The organism is Mesorhizobium sp. B2-3-13, assembly GCF_006442195.1.
Lineage (GTDB): Bacteria > Pseudomonadota > Alphaproteobacteria > Rhizobiales > Rhizobiaceae > Mesorhizobium > Mesorhizobium salmacidum.
On the sequence record NZ_VFVQ01000002.1, the window covers coordinates 355,274 to 372,097 of the forward strand.

General features: G+C 62.8%; 16 protein-coding genes, 1 pseudogene and 1 riboswitch. Of the genes and pseudogenes, 9 read left to right on the plus strand and 8 right to left on the minus strand.

Annotated features, from left to right (window positions below):
• Window positions 1–103: 103 nt before the first annotated feature.
• On the minus strand, window positions 104–625 hold the full coding sequence (locus tag FJ941_RS04240; RefSeq protein ID WP_140503310.1) for a gamma-glutamylcyclotransferase: 522 nt from the start codon (window positions 623–625) through the stop codon (window positions 104–106).
• A gap of 153 nt (window positions 626–778) precedes the next feature.
• Here FJ941_RS04240 and FJ941_RS04245 point away from each other — a divergent pair, with 153 nt between their 5' ends.
• Both FJ941_RS04245 and FJ941_RS04250 read left to right on the plus strand, forming a co-directional pair.
• Window positions 779–1,777, plus strand: a complete 999-nt coding sequence (locus FJ941_RS04245) for a DUF2125 domain-containing protein (protein ID WP_140503312.1) — start codon at window positions 779–781, stop codon at window positions 1,775–1,777.
• A gap of 7 nt (window positions 1,778–1,784) precedes the next feature.
• Complete coding sequence (locus FJ941_RS04250; RefSeq protein ID WP_140503314.1) at window positions 1,785–2,714, plus strand: sugar kinase; 930 nt, start codon at window positions 1,785–1,787, stop codon at window positions 2,712–2,714.
• On the opposite strand, the gene FJ941_RS04255 is transcribed toward FJ941_RS04250, so the two are convergent.
• Together FJ941_RS04255 and hisC are read right to left on the minus strand one after the other, a co-directional pair.
• On the minus strand, window positions 2,711–3,646 hold the full coding sequence (locus FJ941_RS04255) for a prephenate/arogenate dehydrogenase family protein (protein ID WP_181166620.1): 936 nt from the start codon (window positions 3,644–3,646) through the stop codon (window positions 2,711–2,713). The genes FJ941_RS04250 and FJ941_RS04255 overlap by 4 nt on opposite strands.
• Before the next feature lie 5 nt (window positions 3,647–3,651).
• Window positions 3,652–4,761 (minus strand): histidinol-phosphate transaminase, encoded by a 1,110-nt coding sequence (hisC, locus tag FJ941_RS04260; protein ID WP_140503316.1) that lies wholly within the window; start codon window positions 4,759–4,761, stop codon window positions 3,652–3,654.
• A gap of 136 nt (window positions 4,762–4,897) precedes the next feature.
• Window positions 4,898–4,975, plus strand: a riboswitch (SAM riboswitch).
• A gap of 119 nt (window positions 4,976–5,094) precedes the next feature.
• Here hisC and FJ941_RS04265 point away from each other — a divergent pair.
• The 5 genes from FJ941_RS04265 (at window position 5,095) to FJ941_RS04285 (ending at window position 10,057) form a co-directional block, all read left to right on the plus strand.
• Window positions 5,095–6,264 (plus strand): homoserine O-acetyltransferase, encoded by a 1,170-nt coding sequence (locus FJ941_RS04265; protein WP_140503318.1) that lies wholly within the window; start codon window positions 5,095–5,097, stop codon window positions 6,262–6,264.
• A 58-nt stretch (window positions 6,265–6,322) separates the two neighbouring features.
• Complete coding sequence (gene metW / locus FJ941_RS04270) at window positions 6,323–6,937, plus strand: methionine biosynthesis protein MetW (RefSeq protein ID WP_140503320.1); 615 nt, start codon at window positions 6,323–6,325, stop codon at window positions 6,935–6,937.
• Entirely contained in the window at window positions 6,883–7,731 is an 849-nt protein-coding gene (locus tag FJ941_RS04275) for a Stf0 family sulfotransferase (protein WP_140503321.1), read from the plus strand. Before metW ends, FJ941_RS04275 begins: the two co-directional genes overlap by 55 nt.
• A gap of 78 nt (window positions 7,732–7,809) precedes the next feature.
• A complete protein-coding gene (locus FJ941_RS04280) occupies window positions 7,810–8,832 on the plus strand; it encodes a glycosyltransferase (RefSeq protein ID WP_246673682.1) in 1,023 nt (340 codons plus the stop codon).
• A gap of 289 nt (window positions 8,833–9,121) precedes the next feature.
• Window positions 9,122–10,057, plus strand: a complete 936-nt coding sequence (locus FJ941_RS04285) for a glycosyltransferase family A protein (RefSeq protein WP_140503323.1) — start codon at window positions 9,122–9,124, stop codon at window positions 10,055–10,057.
• Window positions 10,058–10,065: 8 nt separating this feature from the next.
• Here FJ941_RS04285 and FJ941_RS04290 read toward each other — a convergent pair whose 3' ends face one another.
• From FJ941_RS04290 to FJ941_RS04300, 3 genes are all read right to left on the minus strand, one after another.
• Window positions 10,066–10,869 carry a DUF1194 domain-containing protein gene (locus tag FJ941_RS04290; RefSeq protein ID WP_181165924.1) on the minus strand — a complete coding sequence of 268 codons (804 nt, stop codon included), beginning with the start codon at window positions 10,867–10,869 and terminating at the stop codon, window positions 10,066–10,068.
• Between the two features lie 100 nt (window positions 10,870–10,969).
• The gene (locus tag FJ941_RS04295; RefSeq protein ID WP_140503326.1) at window positions 10,970–12,787 is read right to left on the minus strand and encodes an ABC transporter ATP-binding protein/permease; all 1,818 of its coding nucleotides are present in this window, start codon (window positions 12,785–12,787) and stop codon (window positions 10,970–10,972) included.
• A 141-nt stretch (window positions 12,788–12,928) separates the two neighbouring features.
• Window positions 12,929–13,717, minus strand: coding sequence for a methyltransferase domain-containing protein (locus tag FJ941_RS04300; protein ID WP_140503328.1), 789 nt, complete (start codon window positions 13,715–13,717; stop codon window positions 12,929–12,931).
• Window positions 13,718–13,914: 197 nt separating this feature from the next.
• On the opposite strand from FJ941_RS04300, the gene gloB reads away from it, so the two are divergent.
• Both gloB and FJ941_RS04310 read left to right on the plus strand, forming a co-directional pair.
• A complete protein-coding gene (gloB, locus tag FJ941_RS04305) occupies window positions 13,915–14,682 on the plus strand; it encodes a hydroxyacylglutathione hydrolase (protein ID WP_140503329.1) in 768 nt (255 codons plus the stop codon).
• Between the two features lie 22 nt (window positions 14,683–14,704).
• Complete coding sequence (locus FJ941_RS04310) at window positions 14,705–15,124, plus strand: cupin domain-containing protein (RefSeq protein ID WP_140503331.1); 420 nt, start codon at window positions 14,705–14,707, stop codon at window positions 15,122–15,124.
• Here FJ941_RS04310 and FJ941_RS04315 read toward each other — a convergent pair.
• Together FJ941_RS04315 and FJ941_RS04320 are read right to left on the minus strand one after the other, a co-directional pair.
• Window positions 15,121–15,794 (minus strand): annotated as a pseudogene (locus tag FJ941_RS04315) (lysoplasmalogenase family protein). The gene FJ941_RS04310 and the pseudogene FJ941_RS04315 sit on opposite strands and share 4 nt — an antisense overlap.
• Window positions 15,791–16,789 carry a DMT family transporter gene (locus FJ941_RS04320; protein ID WP_140503333.1) on the minus strand — a complete coding sequence of 333 codons (999 nt, stop codon included), beginning with the start codon at window positions 16,787–16,789 and terminating at the stop codon, window positions 15,791–15,793. The pseudogene FJ941_RS04315 and the gene FJ941_RS04320 overlap by 4 nt, the downstream one beginning before the upstream one ends.
• Window positions 16,790–16,824: the final 35 nt, after the last annotated feature.

Genomic DNA, 16,824 nt, shown 5'->3' on the forward strand with positions numbered 1-16,824 from the left:
TGGGACCGGGCGATGCCGCCCGCTGGCTGGGTTCGGAGCCTAACCTAGGTCCTGCCGCATCGAGGTCAAAGGCCTGGCCGCCTTTTTCCGCAGAGCCAGCGCTTCACGAAGTCGCTATCCGGCGCGCCACATCCTCCAGCCAGTGGTCGCGGATATCGAGCGCTTCCAGATGCTTCAGCGTGCTCAGCACATAATCCTCATTGTTGCCGGATCGGCCGACTGCGCCGCGCACCAGGGCCGCCGCATCCGCCGCATCCAGCGCCCCGGCATATTGCTCATGCCTGCGGTCGACGATGTAGGCCATGGCTTCAACCGCGGCGCCGCCGTCGAGGCGCACCTTGAGCGTGCGTTCGAGATAGACGCTTGTGACGAGCTCGCGCTCGCGTAGATACGCAATGACCTCGTCGCGCAATTCGCCAGGCACGCGGAAAGCAAGGCCGACGCAGGAACCACCATGGTCGAGGCCAAGCACCAGTCCGGGCCGCTGACGCGTGCCGCGGTGCACGAAGGAATAGACGCAGAGCGAGCGGCGATAGCCATGCAGGTGGGCGCGTCGTGTCTCGACATGCGCGAAACCCGGCCGCCAGATCAGCGAACCGTAGCCGAACACCCAAAAATCGCCCATATCAACGCGCCTGATTGCAAAAAGAATGGCAACACCGCACCGGAAGCCGGTGTTTTTTCCGCCCGTGTCCGTTTACCTATTCGTCTCTGTCCCCTGGTGTTGTCGGAATCGAGAATCCGTCCACACCATCCATGCGTTAACGAGAGCCAAAGCATGACGTCAAGTGACGAACGCCAACCGCGTAGCCGTCGCCGCCTGTGGTGGCTTGCCGCGTTCATCCTGGTGCTGTTCGCCATTTACAGCGCCGGCTGGTTCTATATGGCCGACAGGGTGAGGTCCGAGGCCGACAGGGCTGTTGCCACGCTCAACAAAAGCGGCATCCAGGCCGGCTGCGCCAATCTCCAGGTCGGTGGCTATCCCCTGAGCTTTGCCGTCTCTTGCGACAACCTCGCTTACGAGGACGACGCCAAGAACATCGCCGCCTCGGCCGGTAGTTTCAATGCCACCGCCCAGATCGTCCAACCCTTGTCGCCGGTTGCCAGTCTGCGCGGTCCGCTCCGGACCTCCGTCCCGGGCATGATGCCGCTCTGGATCGACTGGGACAATCTGCAGGCCAAAGTCAAACTGTGGTACCCGCTGCCGCGGCGTATATCGCTGCAGGCCGAGGGCCTGTCGGGCCAAACCGACCCGGCGGACGACACAGATCCGGTCGAACTATTCAGTGCCGGCAAGGCATCAGGCCAGTTGCAGCCGAATGGCGGGAATCTCGACTATGTCGGCAGCTTTGGCGATCTCGAGATCGATCCCGACGCGATCGGCGGGCGCGTGCTGCCGGCGCTCGATGCCAGCGGCGACGTGACACTGAAGAACGGCGTCGCGGTGATCGGCACGCAGGTGAAAAGCCTGCGCGGCCAGAGCATCGAAATCCGCACCCTCGATCTGTCGTCGGGAACGGCGCGTGTCACCGTTTCCGGGTCGCTTTCGGTCGATGCCGAGGGCCTGGTCGACGCCGATCTGATGATCAGGATCAAGGATCCCAAGGCCGTGGCATCCATTCTTGCCGGGGCTATACCCGAGCAGAAGAATGCGATCGAGCAGGGTTTTGGCGCCCTGGCGCTGCTTGGTAGCGAACCGTCGATGCCGCTGAAAGTGGTCAAGGGCAAGGCGTCGCTCGGCTTCATCCCGCTGGGCAAGATCAAGCCGGTGCAATAGTCCCGCCATGGCAAGACCCGTGAAGCTCCTGAGTGTCGGGGCGCTGACGCTGGATACGATCCTGCGTGTCGATGCATTGCCCCATCATCAGGGAAAGTTCATCGCCTCCGACGGCATCCAGATCGCCTCGGGCATGGCCACGAGCGCGGCCTGCGCCGCGCATCGTCTCGGCGCTGAGGTATCGCTATGGGCGAGCGCCGGCGACGATCCGGTCGGCGATCAGCTGATTGCGGGAATAGAGGCCGAGGGCGTCGATTGCGGCCATGTGCGCCGCGTCAGTGGTGCGCGCTCGGCACTGGCCTCGATCCTGGTCGATGCGCATGGCGAGCGGATCATCGTGCCTTTCTACGACACACGCGCTCAGGCTGATCCCGACGCCTTGCCGTTCACCGACGTCACGGCATTCGATGCCATTCTGGCCGACGTGCGCTGGCCGGGTGCCGCTGCCCTGGCCCTGAAGGCGGCGCGCGCCGCTGGCCGGCCGGCTATCCTCGATGCCGATACCGCGCCGCTTGCGGTGCTGGAACAATTATTGCCGCTGGCCTCGCACATCGTCGCCTCCGAACCGGCAGTCCGCATCATATGTGGCCACGCGCTGGATCTGGAGACCGCCTGCACCGACCTTGCCTCCCGCACCGATGCCTTCGTCGCGGTCACCGGCGGTGCGGCGGGAACCTGGTGGCTTGATCGAAGCGCTGGATCAGCCCGCCATGTCAAGGCACCGAGGATCAAGGCGGTCGACACGCTGGCCGCCGGCGATGTCTTTCATGGCGCCTTTGCCGTCGGACTGGCGGAAGCCATGCCGGTCGAACAGGCCTTGCGTCTCGCAAGTGCGGCCGCCGCGCTCAAATGTCTGCGCTTCGGCGGCAGGCTGGGCGCGCCGGATCGGGCGGAGACGCTCGCCATGATGGAAGCGACCTGGCCTGAAACAGCTTAGCTCTTTGCCGGGTGCTCGACCGCCTGGCGGCCGAAATCGGGCGCGTCGATATCCTGGCCGGCTTCGATGATCGAGCGGCGCACGGCGCGGGTACGGGTGAACAGGTCGAACAGCTTGTCGCCGTCCCCCCAGCGGATCGCGCGCTGCAGGAAGGCCAAATCCTCCGAGAACCGCGCCAGCATTTCCAGGATGGCATCCTTGTTGTGCAGGCACACGTCCCGCCACATGGTCGGATCGGAGGCGGCCAGACGCGTGAAATCGCGAAAACCGGAGGCGGAATATTTGATCACTTCCGTCTTGGTCACCGATTCCAGATCGTCGGCGGTGCCGACGATGTTGTAGGCGATGATGTGCGGCAGATGCGAGACGATGGCCAGCGTCATGTCGTGATGCTGCGGGTCCATCGTGTCGATGTTGGCGCCGCAGCGGCGCCAGAATTCCGAGAGCCTTTCCAACGCTTCCGGATCGGTGCCCGGTACCGGCGTGAAGATGCACCAGCGATTGTCGAACAGGTCGGCGAACCCGGCATCCGGGCCGGATTTTTCGGTGCCCGCCAGCGGGTGGCCGGGAATGAAATGGACGCCATCAGGCACATGCGGTTGCATCTGCGCGATGACCGACGCCTTGGTCGAGCCGACATCGGTGAGGACCGCCCCCTTTTTCAGCGCCGGCGCGATTTCCTGCGCCACCGCGCCGGACGAACCGACCGGCACCGAGACGATGATCAGATCGGCATCGTGGACCGCTTCCCTGGCAGCCGTGGTGTAGGAATCGCCGAGGCCCAGTTCTTCGGCTCGCTTGAGCGTTGCCGCGCTGCGGGTCGAGATGGCGACTTGGCGAGCCAAACCCTCACGGCGAATGACGCGGGCGAGCGACGAACCGATCAGGCCAATGCCGACCAGTGCGATTTTTTCAAACATCGGAGATGCCATGGTTTCTAGCTTTTCAGGAATGTCGTGAGCGCGGCGACAACGCCGCGATTGGCCTCTTCAGTGCCGACCGTCATGCGCAGCGCGTTGGGAAAGCCGTAGCCTGAAACGCGCCGCAATATATAGCCGCGCGCGCTCAGATACTCATCAGCAGCCGCCGCCGAATGCTTCTGGTCGTCGGGAAAATGAATGAGCAGGAAATTGCCGACGCTCGGCGTCACCCGCAGTCCGAGCCCGGTCATCTCTTCGCTCAGCCAGGCGAGCCAGGTCTCGTTATGCGCCACGCTGCGCTCGACATGGGCGCGGTCGCGGATCGCGGCGATGCCGGCTTCGATCGCCGTCGCATTGACATTGAAGGGCCCGCGCACGCGGTTGATGGCGTCGACAATGTGCATTGGACCATACATCCAGCCGATGCGCGCGCCGCCGAGGCCGATCTTGGAGAAGGTGCGCGTCATCACCACGTTCTCAGCGCTGCCGACAAGTTCTATGCCGGCTTCATAGTCGTTGCGGCGGACATATTCGGCATAGGCCGCGTCGAGCACCAGAAGCACGTTTTTCGGCAGTCCGGCATGCAGCCGGCGCACCTCCTGGAACGGCACGTAGGTGCCGGTCGGGTTGTTGGGATTGGCCAGGAACACGATTTTCGTGCGCGGCGTCACGGCCGCCAGCATCCCATCGATGTCGGCGCGCTCGTCGGTCTCCTTGACCACCACCGGGGTGGCGCCCGCCGACTGGATATAAATCTTGTAGACCATGAAGGCGTGTTCGGTGAACATGGCCTCGTCGCCGGGCGCGAGATAGGTCTGCGCCAGCAGGCCGAGGATCTCGTCGGAACCATTCGAGCAGATGATGTTCTGCGCGTTGAGGCCATGCACCTCGGCGATCGCCTCGCGCAACCGCCTGGCGGTGCCATCGGGATAGATGTCGAGTTTGCCGGCGACCTCACGCGCGGCCTCGATCGCCTTCGGCGAGGGCCCAAGCGGATTCTCGTTCGACGACAGCTTGTGGACCTTGGCGACACCGGCCGGCGCCGTGCTCTTGCCGGGCACGTAGGCGTCTATGTCCATGATGCCCGCGCGCGGGGTCGGACGTGCCTGATCAGATGTCTGGTTCATTTTTGCAAAATCCGTCGAAAACGCCTCCATCCGGAAGCCGCTGCGGAAATACAAGCCACGGCAGGCAATGTCGAGGGGCGGCAGTGGTGCCGGCCGCCGGCATTGACGGCGAGGCGGGCGGGTTCTAGAAGGACAGGGACAGTTCCGTGGTGATTTGGCCGGTCGGCTTGCAGCCACGTTAAACAATTCGCTAAAGGGCCGTTTGCGTGACGTAACCGGCTTTGCGAAGGCAATGCCGGTTTTTTATTGTCCGCGACCGGCCGGACGAACGCATCGGCGGCGCGGAGATCGGCAGCGATTTCCGCAAAAGCACGGTGCAGCAAGAGAGACGTGATGGCTGTTCTGCGTGCAGGAAAGACCAACAACGAGGCCGACCAACCGTCGAGCCCGGTGTTGCGTTTTGGGCCCGACAAGCCGCTCAAGCTCGACGCCGGCACGCTGCTGTCGCCATTCCAGATCGCCTACCAGACCTATGGCACGCTGAACGACGCCCGTTCCAATGCCATCCTCGTCTGCCATGCGCTGACCGGCGACCAGCATGTCGCCAGCACCAATCCGGTGACCGGCAAGCCAGGCTGGTGGGAAGTGCTGATAGGCCCCGGCAAGATCATCGACACCAGCCGCTTCTTCGTCATCTGCTCCAACGTCATCGGCGGCTGTCTTGGTTCCACCGGGCCGGCCTCGACCAACCCCGCCACGGGAAAGCCATATGGGCTCGACCTTCCGGTCATCACCATCCGTGACATGGTGCGTGCGCAGCAGATGCTGGTCGACCATTTCGGCATCGAGAAGCTGTTCTGCGTGCTGGGCGGTTCGATGGGCGGCATGCAGGTGCTGCAATGGGCGTCGAGCTATCCCGAACGGGTTTTTTCGGCACTGCCGATCGCCACCGGCGCGCGCCATTCGTCACAGAACATCGCTTTCCACGAGGTCGGGCGGCAGGCCGTGATGGCCGATCCGGACTGGCATGGCGGCAAATATTTCGAGCACGGCAAGCGCCCGGAAAAGGGGCTGGCGGTGGCGCGCATGGCCGCCCACATAACCTATCTGTCGGAAGCCGCCCTGCACCGCAAATTCGGCCGTAACCTGCAGGACCGCGAAGCGCTGACCTTCGGCTTCGATGCCGATTTCCAGATCGAGAGCTATCTGCGCCACCAGGGCATGACCTTCGTCGACCGTTTCGACGCCAACTCCTACCTCTACATGACACGGTCGATGGATTATTTCGACCTCGCCGCCGACCATGGCGGCCGGCTGGCGGACGCCTTTGCCGGCACCAAAACCCGCTTCTGCCTGGTGTCCTTCACGTCGGATTGGCTGTTTCCGACCGAAGAGAGCCGCTCCATTGTTCATGCGCTCAACGCCGCCGGCGCCTCGGTATCCTTCGTCGAGATCGAGACCGATCGCGGCCACGACGCCTTCCTGCTCGACGAACCGGAACTGTTTGCCGCCATCAACGGCTTCATCGGCTCGGCCGCGCGCGCCAGGGGGCTCGGCGCATGACCCCGAAGAGTTGCGGACTTTCCGGACCATGGTCGTGCGCCGCTCAGGAGGCGAAACCATGAGCGTCAACGGCAGCCAGCGTGTCGACCTCGAGGTCGTCGCCAACCTCATCCCGCCGCAATCGCGCGTGCTCGACGTCGGCTCCGGCGATGGCTCCCTGCTCGAATTGCTGCAGGAAAGCAAACAGGTCGACGGCCGCGGGCTCGAGTTGTCGCAGCGCGGCGTCAACGAATGCGTGGCGCGCGGCCTCTCGGTCATCCAGGGCGATGCTGACAAGGATCTCGAATTCTATCCCGACAAGGGTTTTGACTTCGTCGTCCTGTCGCAGACCCTGCAGGCCACCCGCAATCCAAAACTGGTGCTCGACGAACTGCTCAGGATCGGCAATCGGGCGATCGTCTCTTTCCCCAATTTCGGCCATTGGCGGGTGCGCCTGTCGCTGTTCGTCAAGGGCCGAATGCCGGTGACCAAGGATCTGCCCTATTCCTGGTACGACACGCCCAACATCCACTTCTGCACCATCCGCGACTTCGTCAATCTGTGCGAAGAGCTTGGTGCGACGGTGGAAAAGGCGACCGCGCTTGACGCAAACGGCCAGAAGATCGGCCTGTCGATGCCATGGTGGTTCTGGAATTTCTTTGGCCAACAGGCTGTGTTCCTGCTGAAGCGGTAGTGGTTGCCATGCATCTCTTTCGCAGACGGCCTCTTCCGGTTGAAATACCACCTGACATCCTGTCTGGCATAAAAGCTGGAATTCTGGTCTGCACGTCACCGCGCAGCGGCAGCAATCATCTCGCTGGATTGATGGCAGCCGCCGGGCTTGGCAACCCTTTGGAGTGGTTCGGCGGCCGCCGTCTTCTTGAATTGCCGAACTATCCTCGCGATCCCCGCGCTCAAGTCTTGCGGGCATTGAGGGATGGGCGATCCCCTTCCGGAATTTACGCAGTCAAACTGTTTGCCAGCCAATTTTCCCAAGTGGCTAGAACCATCGACCTACCAGCCACCCTCCCAGAATTGCGCTATGTCCGTTTGACGCGCCGCGATCTCCTTGGCCAGGCAATCTCCTGGGCGCGCGCCCGTCAGACCGGCCGATTCCGTTCTACCGAGACCGCCAACAATGCGCCACGTTACGACGGCGCGGCGATAGCACAGTCGCTTGATAAACTTGTGCTGGAAAATCTGGTTTGGGACCTCTGGTTTGCAAAAAACGGTGTGCCTTTCCTGTCGTTGACATATGAGGATCTTTTGCAAGACCCACAGACCAGCCTTAAGAAAATCGCTGGTCTCGTTGACGCCAAGCTTGCCCGTGACGTCGGATTTGGCTTTGCGTCCGGCCTCGCAATTCAACGAGACACCGTCAATGTAGAATGGCGGCAGCGTTTCTTGGCGCAATATTCAGACACTTCAAGATTCCCGGTTGACCGCACTCGCGGTTCCCTTTGGTCCCGATTTGGTGGCGGTGGCTGATCGTCAGTATTGTTGGGAAACACCCCCGCGTGATCTTGAAAGGGTTGCCTTTAGGCCGACTTGCAGGGACTATCGCCAGTGCGACGCAGCGATATGGTCCATGCGGAAATGGTTGAACCACACCCAACATATTCCCTCGTGGTGGAGATGGAGAACGCCAAGTCCATCGATTGGGACGAAGTCGGCATTGGCCTGAAGGCCTTGGCACGTGAAATCACCACGGTTCCTTCAGCCGGCTTGCACAGACCCAAGGTTGTTATCTCTCACGGCGGCACGGACGCCGACGCTGGATCGCTTCGTATCGACGTCAGGGCGGTAGCGCCACAGCTGGAACAAGTTGCCGATCTGATCTTTACCGCTTTTCCCGGGGGCCGATACTACGATCTAAAAAACAACGGCATATTGGCAACGGACGGAGATATCATCATTTTCACCGATTCCGATGTAGTGGCCGAACCAGGCTGGCTATCAGGTTTGCTTGAGCCCTTTAACGATCCAGAAGTCATGTGTGTGAATGGATATACTTATCTTTCATACGATGATTTCTTTTCGAGGACGTTTGCACTGATCTGGTTTTTCCCAATGGCTCACGGGGACAAGCGGTTTGCCTCGAAACGAGCGATGAACGCCAACAATGTAGGGTTTCGGCGCGACTGGATCGTCGATCATCCTTTTCCAAGACACAATGGCTTCAAGGTCTCGTGCACATTGCTGATGCGCGAACTGCAACGCGAAGGCCGCACAATTCGTAATGTCAACGCCCGCGTCTACCATTACTCACCGCGGGGCTGGCGATTTTTTTTCTGGCGCGCCCTGGTCACGGGCAGAGACGCCGACCGAAAGTTCGTGGAGCTCAAATCGCCTGGCCGCACGCAACGGGTCGTCAAGTGCTTCAGCCGTTGGTTCACCATGTCATGGCGCACCACAAGACGGATTATCGGCCATGCAGGGCGCACCGGGATGCCGCTTTGGCAGACTCCGTTTTCCCTTCTTGTCGGCCTTGCATTCTACAGTTTGGCGTTTTGGGGCCAGTTCAGTCTCGCTACAGGCCTGGTCAGCGACGACATCGAGATCGTGCCCGACTATGTCGGGCACAGCTAGCAGATTTTAGCGGTGGATTAGATCGCCCTTGCGAAAATTGATCGTCAACGCCACTTCGCAAGCATGGAAGGCAGCGATGGTGTTGCAGTTAAAGCTTCAGGAGCCGGAATTCATCACGCCTTGTCGGTCGAACGACAGCAGAATAGGATGACACAACAGGTTGTTCTTTGTAGCGTCGCGCCGAATCCGATGAGGGCCATCCAGGGGGAAGTCCGATCCGTTCAACCATCCTGAGGATCAAAGGACCTGGCGCGAAGTGTGTTTTTGCGCTCAAGACGGCTGACGCGATATGACCGGGAAGACGGAGCAGGCGCCCCTCATCACGGTCATCACACCGACCCACAACCGGCGCGAAACGGTGCTCCGCGCCGTCGAAAGCGTGCTTTCCCAGAGCATGCCGCGGTTCGAGCATATCGTCGTCGACGATGGCTCGACCGACGGAACCGAGGCGGCGCTCGCCCGCGTCAGCGATCCGCGGCTGATCTATGTCGGCGCGAAATGGCGCGGCGCCAACGCCGCCAGGAACGCCGGCATCGAACGTGCGCGGACCCCCGTGGTGACATTTCTCGATTCCGACGACGTCTACCTGCCGCACCGGCTTGAGCGCACGCTGGCCCGGTTCGATGACGATCCGTCGCTCGAAGTATTGCTGAGCTCATACGTCTCGCTGAAGAGCGGCCGCGCCACCAACTGCATCAATCCCGAGGCATTCGTGAGTTCCATGGTACTGGAGCGCACGCTTGTGGCGCAGACGATCTTCATCGCCGGCTCGGCGATATCGGCCCGCCGCGAGGCCCTGCTGGCGGTTGGCGGCTATGACAGCGACATCACCCGGATGCAGGACCGGGAGTTGCTGCTGCGCCTCGCGCAGCGGTTCGGCGCGCAATTGTCGGGAGATATCGACTGGACGAAATACAATTCGGAGAATTCGATTTCGGGCCGCAGGACAGGCTATGTCGAAGCCTATGCCAATCTGATGGGCAAGCACCCGCATATCGCCCGCTCCTACCCGCACATTCCGCCCTACATGATCTCACGGCAGATCATCGCCGATATTCTCAGGGGCCGGATACCGGAGGCGTTCGAGGGCTATATGGCCAATCGGTCGTCGAAGGCGCTCGGCTACTCCTTGCCGGAACTGGTCAACGGTTATGTCCAGGGCCGGCGCTGGCGCCGCGATCTCTTCAACACGTTCCGCAACGAGTTTGGCGCCCGGCCTGCCTGACCCACGGCCTATCGGTCCAGTTCCGGGAAATAGGGATCCGACAGGAACCGCCTGTCCCGTTCCCCCAGAAGGCAGTCGATCGGGGCGTCCATCTCGACAGGCGTGATTTTGGGCTTGTCCTGAATGCCGCTGACTTCCAGAATCAGCTTGCGCCGGATCGCCGTCGAGAATTCGGCGGCCGCATGGATCGGCAGCACGAAGGAACCAGGTCCGCCGGTCACGCACTGCGCATAATACTGATCGAGATGGCTGAAGGTCGGCGATGGCTTGATCAGGATCGGCAGGCCGTTGACGACTATGCCCTTGGCAATGGCCGCATCACGCGTCACGGTGACCGGCGGCCCGATATTGTTGGGGCCGTCGCCAGATATGTCGATGACGCTGCGTTCGCCCGCGAAATTGGTGCCGTCGAAAAGCTCGGTGCCGAAAGCAAGCGCGCTTGAAATCGAGGTGCCGCGGAAACTCCGGAAGGGGCGGGCCGCAAGCTTGTCGGCAAAGCTGTTGGCGCTCTCGGCGCCGTCGATGATCTGCCAGCCGATGACCGCGTCGTCGCGCACCGTGCCGGCCCACTCGAAATAGGCGAGCGCAATGCGGCCCGTATGGCCGGAACGGACCGCCTCGATGAAATCGGCATGCCGCAGCGCCTCGACGTAGCCGGCGCGTTGAAGGGCGAACTCGGTCTCGTCCATCGACAGGGAGATATCGACCGCCAGCACCAGTTCGACGTCGACGGTCAGCGTATCCGGCGCCGAAGGAACCGGAGCGGCCTCGGCGCAAGCCAGGCAGGCAAGCAGGCTCATCGTATCAAGCATGGCCAGCACAAGCGATGTTTCGATCGCAACATCGCTCGCGATCACGGCGAAATAAAGCTTGTGGCAGGCGCGCGCCCGGCCGGTCCGAATGCCGGCTGTTCTATGCCTTGCGCCGTACGGCGACTGGCGGCGGTTCGATCGCACCTGCCCGGACAGGGGCGGGTTTCAGGGCGGGCGCGCCGGTATCCTTCACGATCGTCAGGGACCGCGGGAAGAACTGATTGTTGTGCAGGCCGCGTCCGATATTGATGATCGCGGCGTCCTTCAGATGCTTATCCAGCAGCGACAGCACGCGCCTTAGCGACGGGCCGTCGAATGCATCCATCGCTTCATCGATAACCACCCATTTCGGCTTCCGCAAGGCGAGCCTGGCGAAGGCGAGCGATCGCTGTTCGTCATCGCCCAACTCCCGCTCCCAGCGGGCCGACCGGTCGAGCGAGGATGACAGCCGCCCGAGGCCGACTTCGCCAAGCACCGCCGAGATCTCTGCATCGCTTGCCGGAGCAACACCATAGGGATGGTCAAGAACCTCGCGCAGCGTGCCAGCCGGGAAATACGGGACACGAGGCACGAAGATGGGGGCTTCTCCCGCCGGCATGCCGATCTTTCCGCTCCCCCACGGCCACAGGCCGGCAATGGCGCGGAAGAACAGCGTCTTGCCGGCGCCGGGCTCGCCGGTGATCATCACACGCTCGCCGGCATGGATTTCGACATGCTGGTCGGAGAGCTTCGTACAGCCCTCCGGCGAGGCCACCTGGAGTTTCTCCAACGTCAGGCTGCCATTGGCGTTCTGATCGAAGGAGATACGCTTCTCCTTGTCGTGCAGCACATCGGTTTCATCGAGCGCGATGCGGAAGTCGGCGACACGCATCAGCGTGGCACGCCAGTCGGCGATACTGCCGATGTTGTTGATGAACCAGCGCAACGACGAATGCACCTGGTTGAAGGCGCCGACCGCCATCATCAGGCCGCCAAAGCTGATATCGCCCGAGAAATAGACCGGCGAGGCGACCAGGATCGGCGCCACGACGGTGATCCAGCCATAGGTGTCGGTTACCCAGGACAGGTTGATCTGGGCGGTGTAGATGCGGCGCATGGCACCCAGCACCGTGCCGAGGTCGAGTTCGAGCCGTCTCTTGGCATCATTCTCGCCACGGTACAGCGCGATGGCATCGACATTCTCGTTGACGCGCACCATCGAGGAGCGCAGCTCCGCTTCGCGCGTGTAGCGGTCGCTGTTGAGGCGGATGAGCGGCCGCCCGACCAGCCAACTCAGCCAGGAGGCGGTGCCGGCATAGAGGAACGCCGCCCAGACCATGTAGCCCGGTATCGCCAGCGACCAGCCGCCAATGTGGAACACGAAACCCGAAGACAGCTCCCACAACACGCCGACGAAAGACACCAGCAGGATGAAGGACTGCAGCAGGCCGACACCAAGATCGGTCGACAGGTCCGACAGATGCGCGGCATCCTGCTGCATGCGCTGATCGGGATTGACGCCGATGGCGCCGGCATTGGCCAGCCGGAAAGCACGCGCCGGCCGCATCCACTGGTCGATCAGATCCAGCGTCAGCGCCTCGCGCAACTTCAGCCGGATCATCTGGTTGAGCCAGGTCTGGCCGATGTTGAGCACCAGCAGCCCACTAGCGATCATGGCAAAGACGAGAAGCTGATGCAGGAAGGCGGCCATGTCGCGGCGCGCGAGCGCGTCGTAAAAGGGTTGGTTCCAGCGATTGAGCAGAACCTGGCCAATCGACGTCGCGACGATGACGGCCATGATCCCGGCCGACGTCCACAGCAACCATTTGCGAACCGGCGATTCTATCAGCGCCCGCTTGATCGCCGCCACCTGATCGCGCAGGCTGCTGACCACGGCGACCGGCTGAACGGTGGCCTGATTGTCCAGTTGATCAGCCATAGCCAAAGTCCTTGCGTTAAGTAGCGAAGCTGAAACCGGATGAGATGAAGAGCGCCGACGGCGGCAGCCCCTCAACCACTTTGCGAGCCCAGCACGACAGATAGGTCGGAAAGATGCCGCGCGATGCAAGTTCCATCGCGATCACGACGGTGTCGCTTGCCGAGCCGACGATGCCGTACCGCTACCCTCGGCCTGCCGGCCGAGCCGTGTCGCGCCATGTGGCGACAGCACCGGCACGAAGACGCGACGAGACGCGCGCTGGGCCACCGGCACGCCTTGATAAAGTCGCTTCTGCGCTTCCACGACAATGACGCCGGAGAAAATCGGCCACAGCCGCCGGCCGGCGCGCTCCAGCACATTGTGGAAGCGCATCATGAAGCGCCGTCGCGATGGCGGGAAAAACAGCGCATCGGACCAGGCGGCGGGCGTGAAATTCGCCTCGCGCAGCAGCTCGGTGAGCTGCCCGCGTGAGAAAGGCCGCCCGTTGCCGAACGGCGTATGTTCGAAGCGTGCCCAAACGCCGCGCCGGTTGGGCACGACGATGACGACGCGCCCCGCCGGCGACAGCACCCGCCAGATCTCGTTCAGCGTCTCGCGCGGGTTCTCGACATGTTCGAGCGAATGGACGAGCAGCATGCGGTCGATGCAGGAATCGACCAGCGGCAGCTCCTCGTCGAAGACCAATGCCGTTGCCGTCGGCCCCGTCGCCGGCCAAACCACGGCGCCCTGGGTCGCCGGCATGAAGGCGAAGACCCGCTCGGCGTCGGAGCCGAAGCGCTCCAGCCAGGGCAAGGTATAGCCGAGACCGACCAGCCGCTCATTGGGCACCGCGGCCCATATCGACGATAGCGCCATGGTTATCGAATGCTCGGCGAACCGGCCGAGCGTTGTCGAATAGAAGGAGCGAAGGTCGACGATGTCGGAGTGCATGTCAGGGATGTAGCCGTGATGTCGGGCGGATTCAACAAAAGGTCCACAGCGGGCGGCACGGCGGATGTCAATTTGACATCCCAGGATGACATTCGGATGTCATTCGCTTTGACATCCCGGATGTCATTCGCTTTGACATCCGGGATGACATTCACGCAGCGGCACCCTATGTCTGCAGCGGTAAATGGAGAGATGCGATGCCGGTCGAAATCGAACAGTTCATGTGCCGCACCGACAATTTCGGTGTGCTGGTGCATGATCCCGAAAGCGGCCAGACCGCAATCGTCGACGCGCCCGAGGAGGCGCCGATCCTCGCCGCGATCAAGCGCACCGGCTGGACGCCGACGATGATCCTGACCACGCATCACCATGTCGACCATGTCGAGGCCAATCTGGCGCTCAAGGAGCGCTTCAAGCTGCGCATTGTCGGCCCGGAGGCGGAAAAGGCCAAGATTCCCGGCATCGACGAAACCGTCGAAGAAGGCTCCATCCTTCATCTCGGCGATGAGCGCATCGAGGTGATCGCCACGCCCGGACATACCGCCGGCCATGTCTCCTACCATCTGCCGGCATCGAAAGTGGCGTTCACCGCGGATACGCTGTTCGCGCTGGGTTGCGGACGGCTGTTCGAATGCAAGCCGCCGGTGATGTACGAATCGCTGAAGAAGCTCGCGGCCCTTCCGGCCGAGACGACAGTCTATTGCGGCCACGAATATACGCTCGCCAATGCCCGTTTCGCGCTGAGCGTCGACCCCACCAATTCGGCATTGAAGGAGCGTGCCGCGCGGATCGAGGCGCTGCGGGTCGACAACAAGCCGACGCTGCCGACGACGATCGGCGAGGAACTGTCGACCAATCCCTTCCTGCGCTGGCACGATCCGGCAATCCGCAAGCATCTGGGCATGGAGAAGGCTGGAGATGCCGAGGTCTTCGCCGAGATCCGCAAGCGCAAGGACAATTTCTGAGCGCCGTGTTGGCTTTCTGCCGATGACCAGTTCCGCGGAAATCATAGCAACGCTCGCACTGAAGCCGCATCCGGAAGGAGGCTGGTACGCGGAAACTTTTCGTGACGAAGCCGGCGGCGTGCGGGGTCATTCGACCGCCATCTATTTCCTGCTGGAACGGCACCAGCTTTCGGCCTGGCATCGGGTCAGGGACGCCGCCGAGGTCTGGCATTTTTATGCCGGTGCCCCGCTGGCGCTGTCGATGTGGGAAGAAGGCGGCGCCATTATCGAGCAGGTTCTCGGCATCGACCTCGCGGCGGGCGAACGGCCGCAAATCGTCGTGCCGGCAGGCTGGTGGCAATCCGCGCGCAGCCTGGGCGAGTGGACGCTGGTCGGCTGCACCGTCGCGCCGGGTTTCGATTTCGCCGCCTTCGAACTCGCCGAGCCGGGCTGGCAGCCCTAACCCAGCAGGAAACCCAGGGTAATCGCGAACTGGGCGGCGTAGTACAGCACCCAGACGGCGAGGCGCATCAAGGCACGCTGCGGTGATATGGCGGCGACCAGGAATTTCTCCGTGGCGAGCAGCCCGTCCGATGCCATGAACAGCACCACGCCGCCGATCACCCAGCTACTGTTTGTCGTCAGCGCCGACATGCCCATGGCCAGGATCGCAAGGATATAGGCCGCGATCGGACTACGCAGGCCGGGACCGACACGGCGCCAGAGCGCCGCCAGCATGACAATCGCGAACACCGCCATGGCCAGTGCAATCGCGCCCAGCCAGGATCGGCGGCAAGCAACTCCAATCCGCCACCGCTACGCAGGAACAGCGCGGCATAGATGATGTGGGCGACGAGAAAGCTCGCCAGCCCGCCGAGAAATGCCTTTTCCCCGTCGCGCGACAGGAAGGCGTCACCAACCGCGCTCAGCGCAAGGGCGGCGACCAGCAGCAGCGGGCCGCCCTGGATTGCGGCGAGTACGGCGAGCATGGCCACGGCGAGCGTCTTTGCCGCCGAGCGGGCCAGCGTCGGCCGCATGCCAAGCGTGAATGCATAGATCACCGCCGCCACCAGCGAAAAGATCAGCGTTGCATTGGCATTGGCGTCGATGCCGCCGGCAAACGGCATCGTCATGCCCTGGCTCCGCCTTCGGATGCCCTGGCTCCGCCTTCGGATGCCCCGGCCCCGCTTTCGGATGCCCCGGCTTCGCTTTCGGATGCCCTGGCTCCGCTTTCGGATGCCTTGGCTCCGCTCCCGGTCGCCGCTGGCTTGCGCAAGAAGAGCGACTTTGCCGCCAGCGCCGCGCCGCCCGTGATGAGCACGCAGGCGGCCAGAATGCGCAACGAAGGCTCGGCGGCACCGGCCGCGATCAGCACCAGCGTCGACAAAAGCGGTGCCGCGTAGCTTGCGGCACCCAGCACCTGGATGTTGCCGCTCTTGACGCCGATGTCCCAGGCATAGAAGGCAGCGCCCACCGGCATCAGGCCGAGCCCGAGCACGGCCAACCACTGGCCGGCGCCGTCAGGCAGCACTGTTTCCTCGAGCGCCAGGTGGCAGGCGAGCGACAGCACGGCGGTTGCCGCGCAGAACCAGGTGACGATGCTGGTCGGCACCGACGGGAAACGTCGCGACAGCAGTGAATAGGACGACCATAGCAGGGCGCAGACGGCGGCCATGGTATAGCCGAAGGCATAGCGCGCGTCGAAGGCCAAGCTGCCGCCCTTGGTGACGATCAGCACGGTGCCGGCAAGGCCGAGCAGCGCGCCGACGACATGATTCCAAGCCAGTTTTTCGCCCGGCATCAGCGCCGAGCCCAGCACGATCAGCAGTGGCCAGAGATAAGCAATCAGGCTCGCCTCCACCGCCGGCGCGTTGCGCAGTGCGGTAAAATAGAAGAAGTGGTAACCGAACAGGCCAGCAATACCGACCACCCAGACCTGGGGAGGGATTTTCTGGCTCCTATCTGTGGCCGGCATGAACAGTCGCGCGACAAGCCCTACGCCTGTGCCGATCGAGAAAGTGATCGCCGACAACAGGAATGGCGGCACCTTGCCGGACGCATCCGTCAGCAACGCAAGCAACGCCCACATGGCGACCGCCGAAAAGCCAATCAGTGTTGCGCGCGCCATTTTGTCTCCAGCGGCGCGCCCCATCCTGTCCCCGG

Coding starts and splice junctions, on each gene's coding strand:
- FJ941_RS04265 (WP_140503318.1), top strand. CDS start 5,095: ATGGCTGTTCTGCGTGCAGGAAAGACCAACAACGAGGCCGACCAACCG.
- FJ941_RS04275 (WP_140503321.1), top strand. CDS start 6,883: ATGGTGGTTCTGGAATTTCTTTGGCCAACAGGCTGTGTTCCTGCTGAA.
- metW (WP_140503320.1), top strand. CDS start 6,323: ATGAGCGTCAACGGCAGCCAGCGTGTCGACCTCGAGGTCGTCGCCAAC.
- FJ941_RS04320 (WP_140503333.1), bottom strand. CDS start 16,789: ATGGCGCGCGCAACACTGATTGGCTTTTCGGCGGTCGCCATGTGGGCG.
- hisC (WP_140503316.1), bottom strand. CDS start 4,761: ATGAACCAGACATCTGATCAGGCACGTCCGACCCCGCGCGCGGGCATC.
- FJ941_RS04285 (WP_140503323.1), top strand. CDS start 9,122: ATGACCGGGAAGACGGAGCAGGCGCCCCTCATCACGGTCATCACACCG.
- FJ941_RS04295 (WP_140503326.1), bottom strand. CDS start 12,787: ATGGCTGATCAACTGGACAATCAGGCCACCGTTCAGCCGGTCGCCGTG.
- FJ941_RS04255 (WP_181166620.1), bottom strand. CDS start 3,646: ATGGCATCTCCGATGTTTGAAAAAATCGCACTGGTCGGCATTGGCCTG.
- gloB (WP_140503329.1), top strand. CDS start 13,915: ATGCCGGTCGAAATCGAACAGTTCATGTGCCGCACCGACAATTTCGGT.
- FJ941_RS04250 (WP_140503314.1), top strand. CDS start 1,785: ATGGCAAGACCCGTGAAGCTCCTGAGTGTCGGGGCGCTGACGCTGGAT.
- FJ941_RS04245 (WP_140503312.1), top strand. CDS start 779: ATGACGTCAAGTGACGAACGCCAACCGCGTAGCCGTCGCCGCCTGTGG.
- FJ941_RS04310 (WP_140503331.1), top strand. CDS start 14,705: ATGACCAGTTCCGCGGAAATCATAGCAACGCTCGCACTGAAGCCGCAT.
- FJ941_RS04300 (WP_140503328.1), bottom strand. CDS start 13,717: ATGCACTCCGACATCGTCGACCTTCGCTCCTTCTATTCGACAACGCTC.
- FJ941_RS04240 (WP_140503310.1), bottom strand. CDS start 625: ATGGGCGATTTTTGGGTGTTCGGCTACGGTTCGCTGATCTGGCGGCCG.
- FJ941_RS04290 (WP_181165924.1), bottom strand. CDS start 10,869: ATGCTTGATACGATGAGCCTGCTTGCCTGCCTGGCTTGCGCCGAGGCC.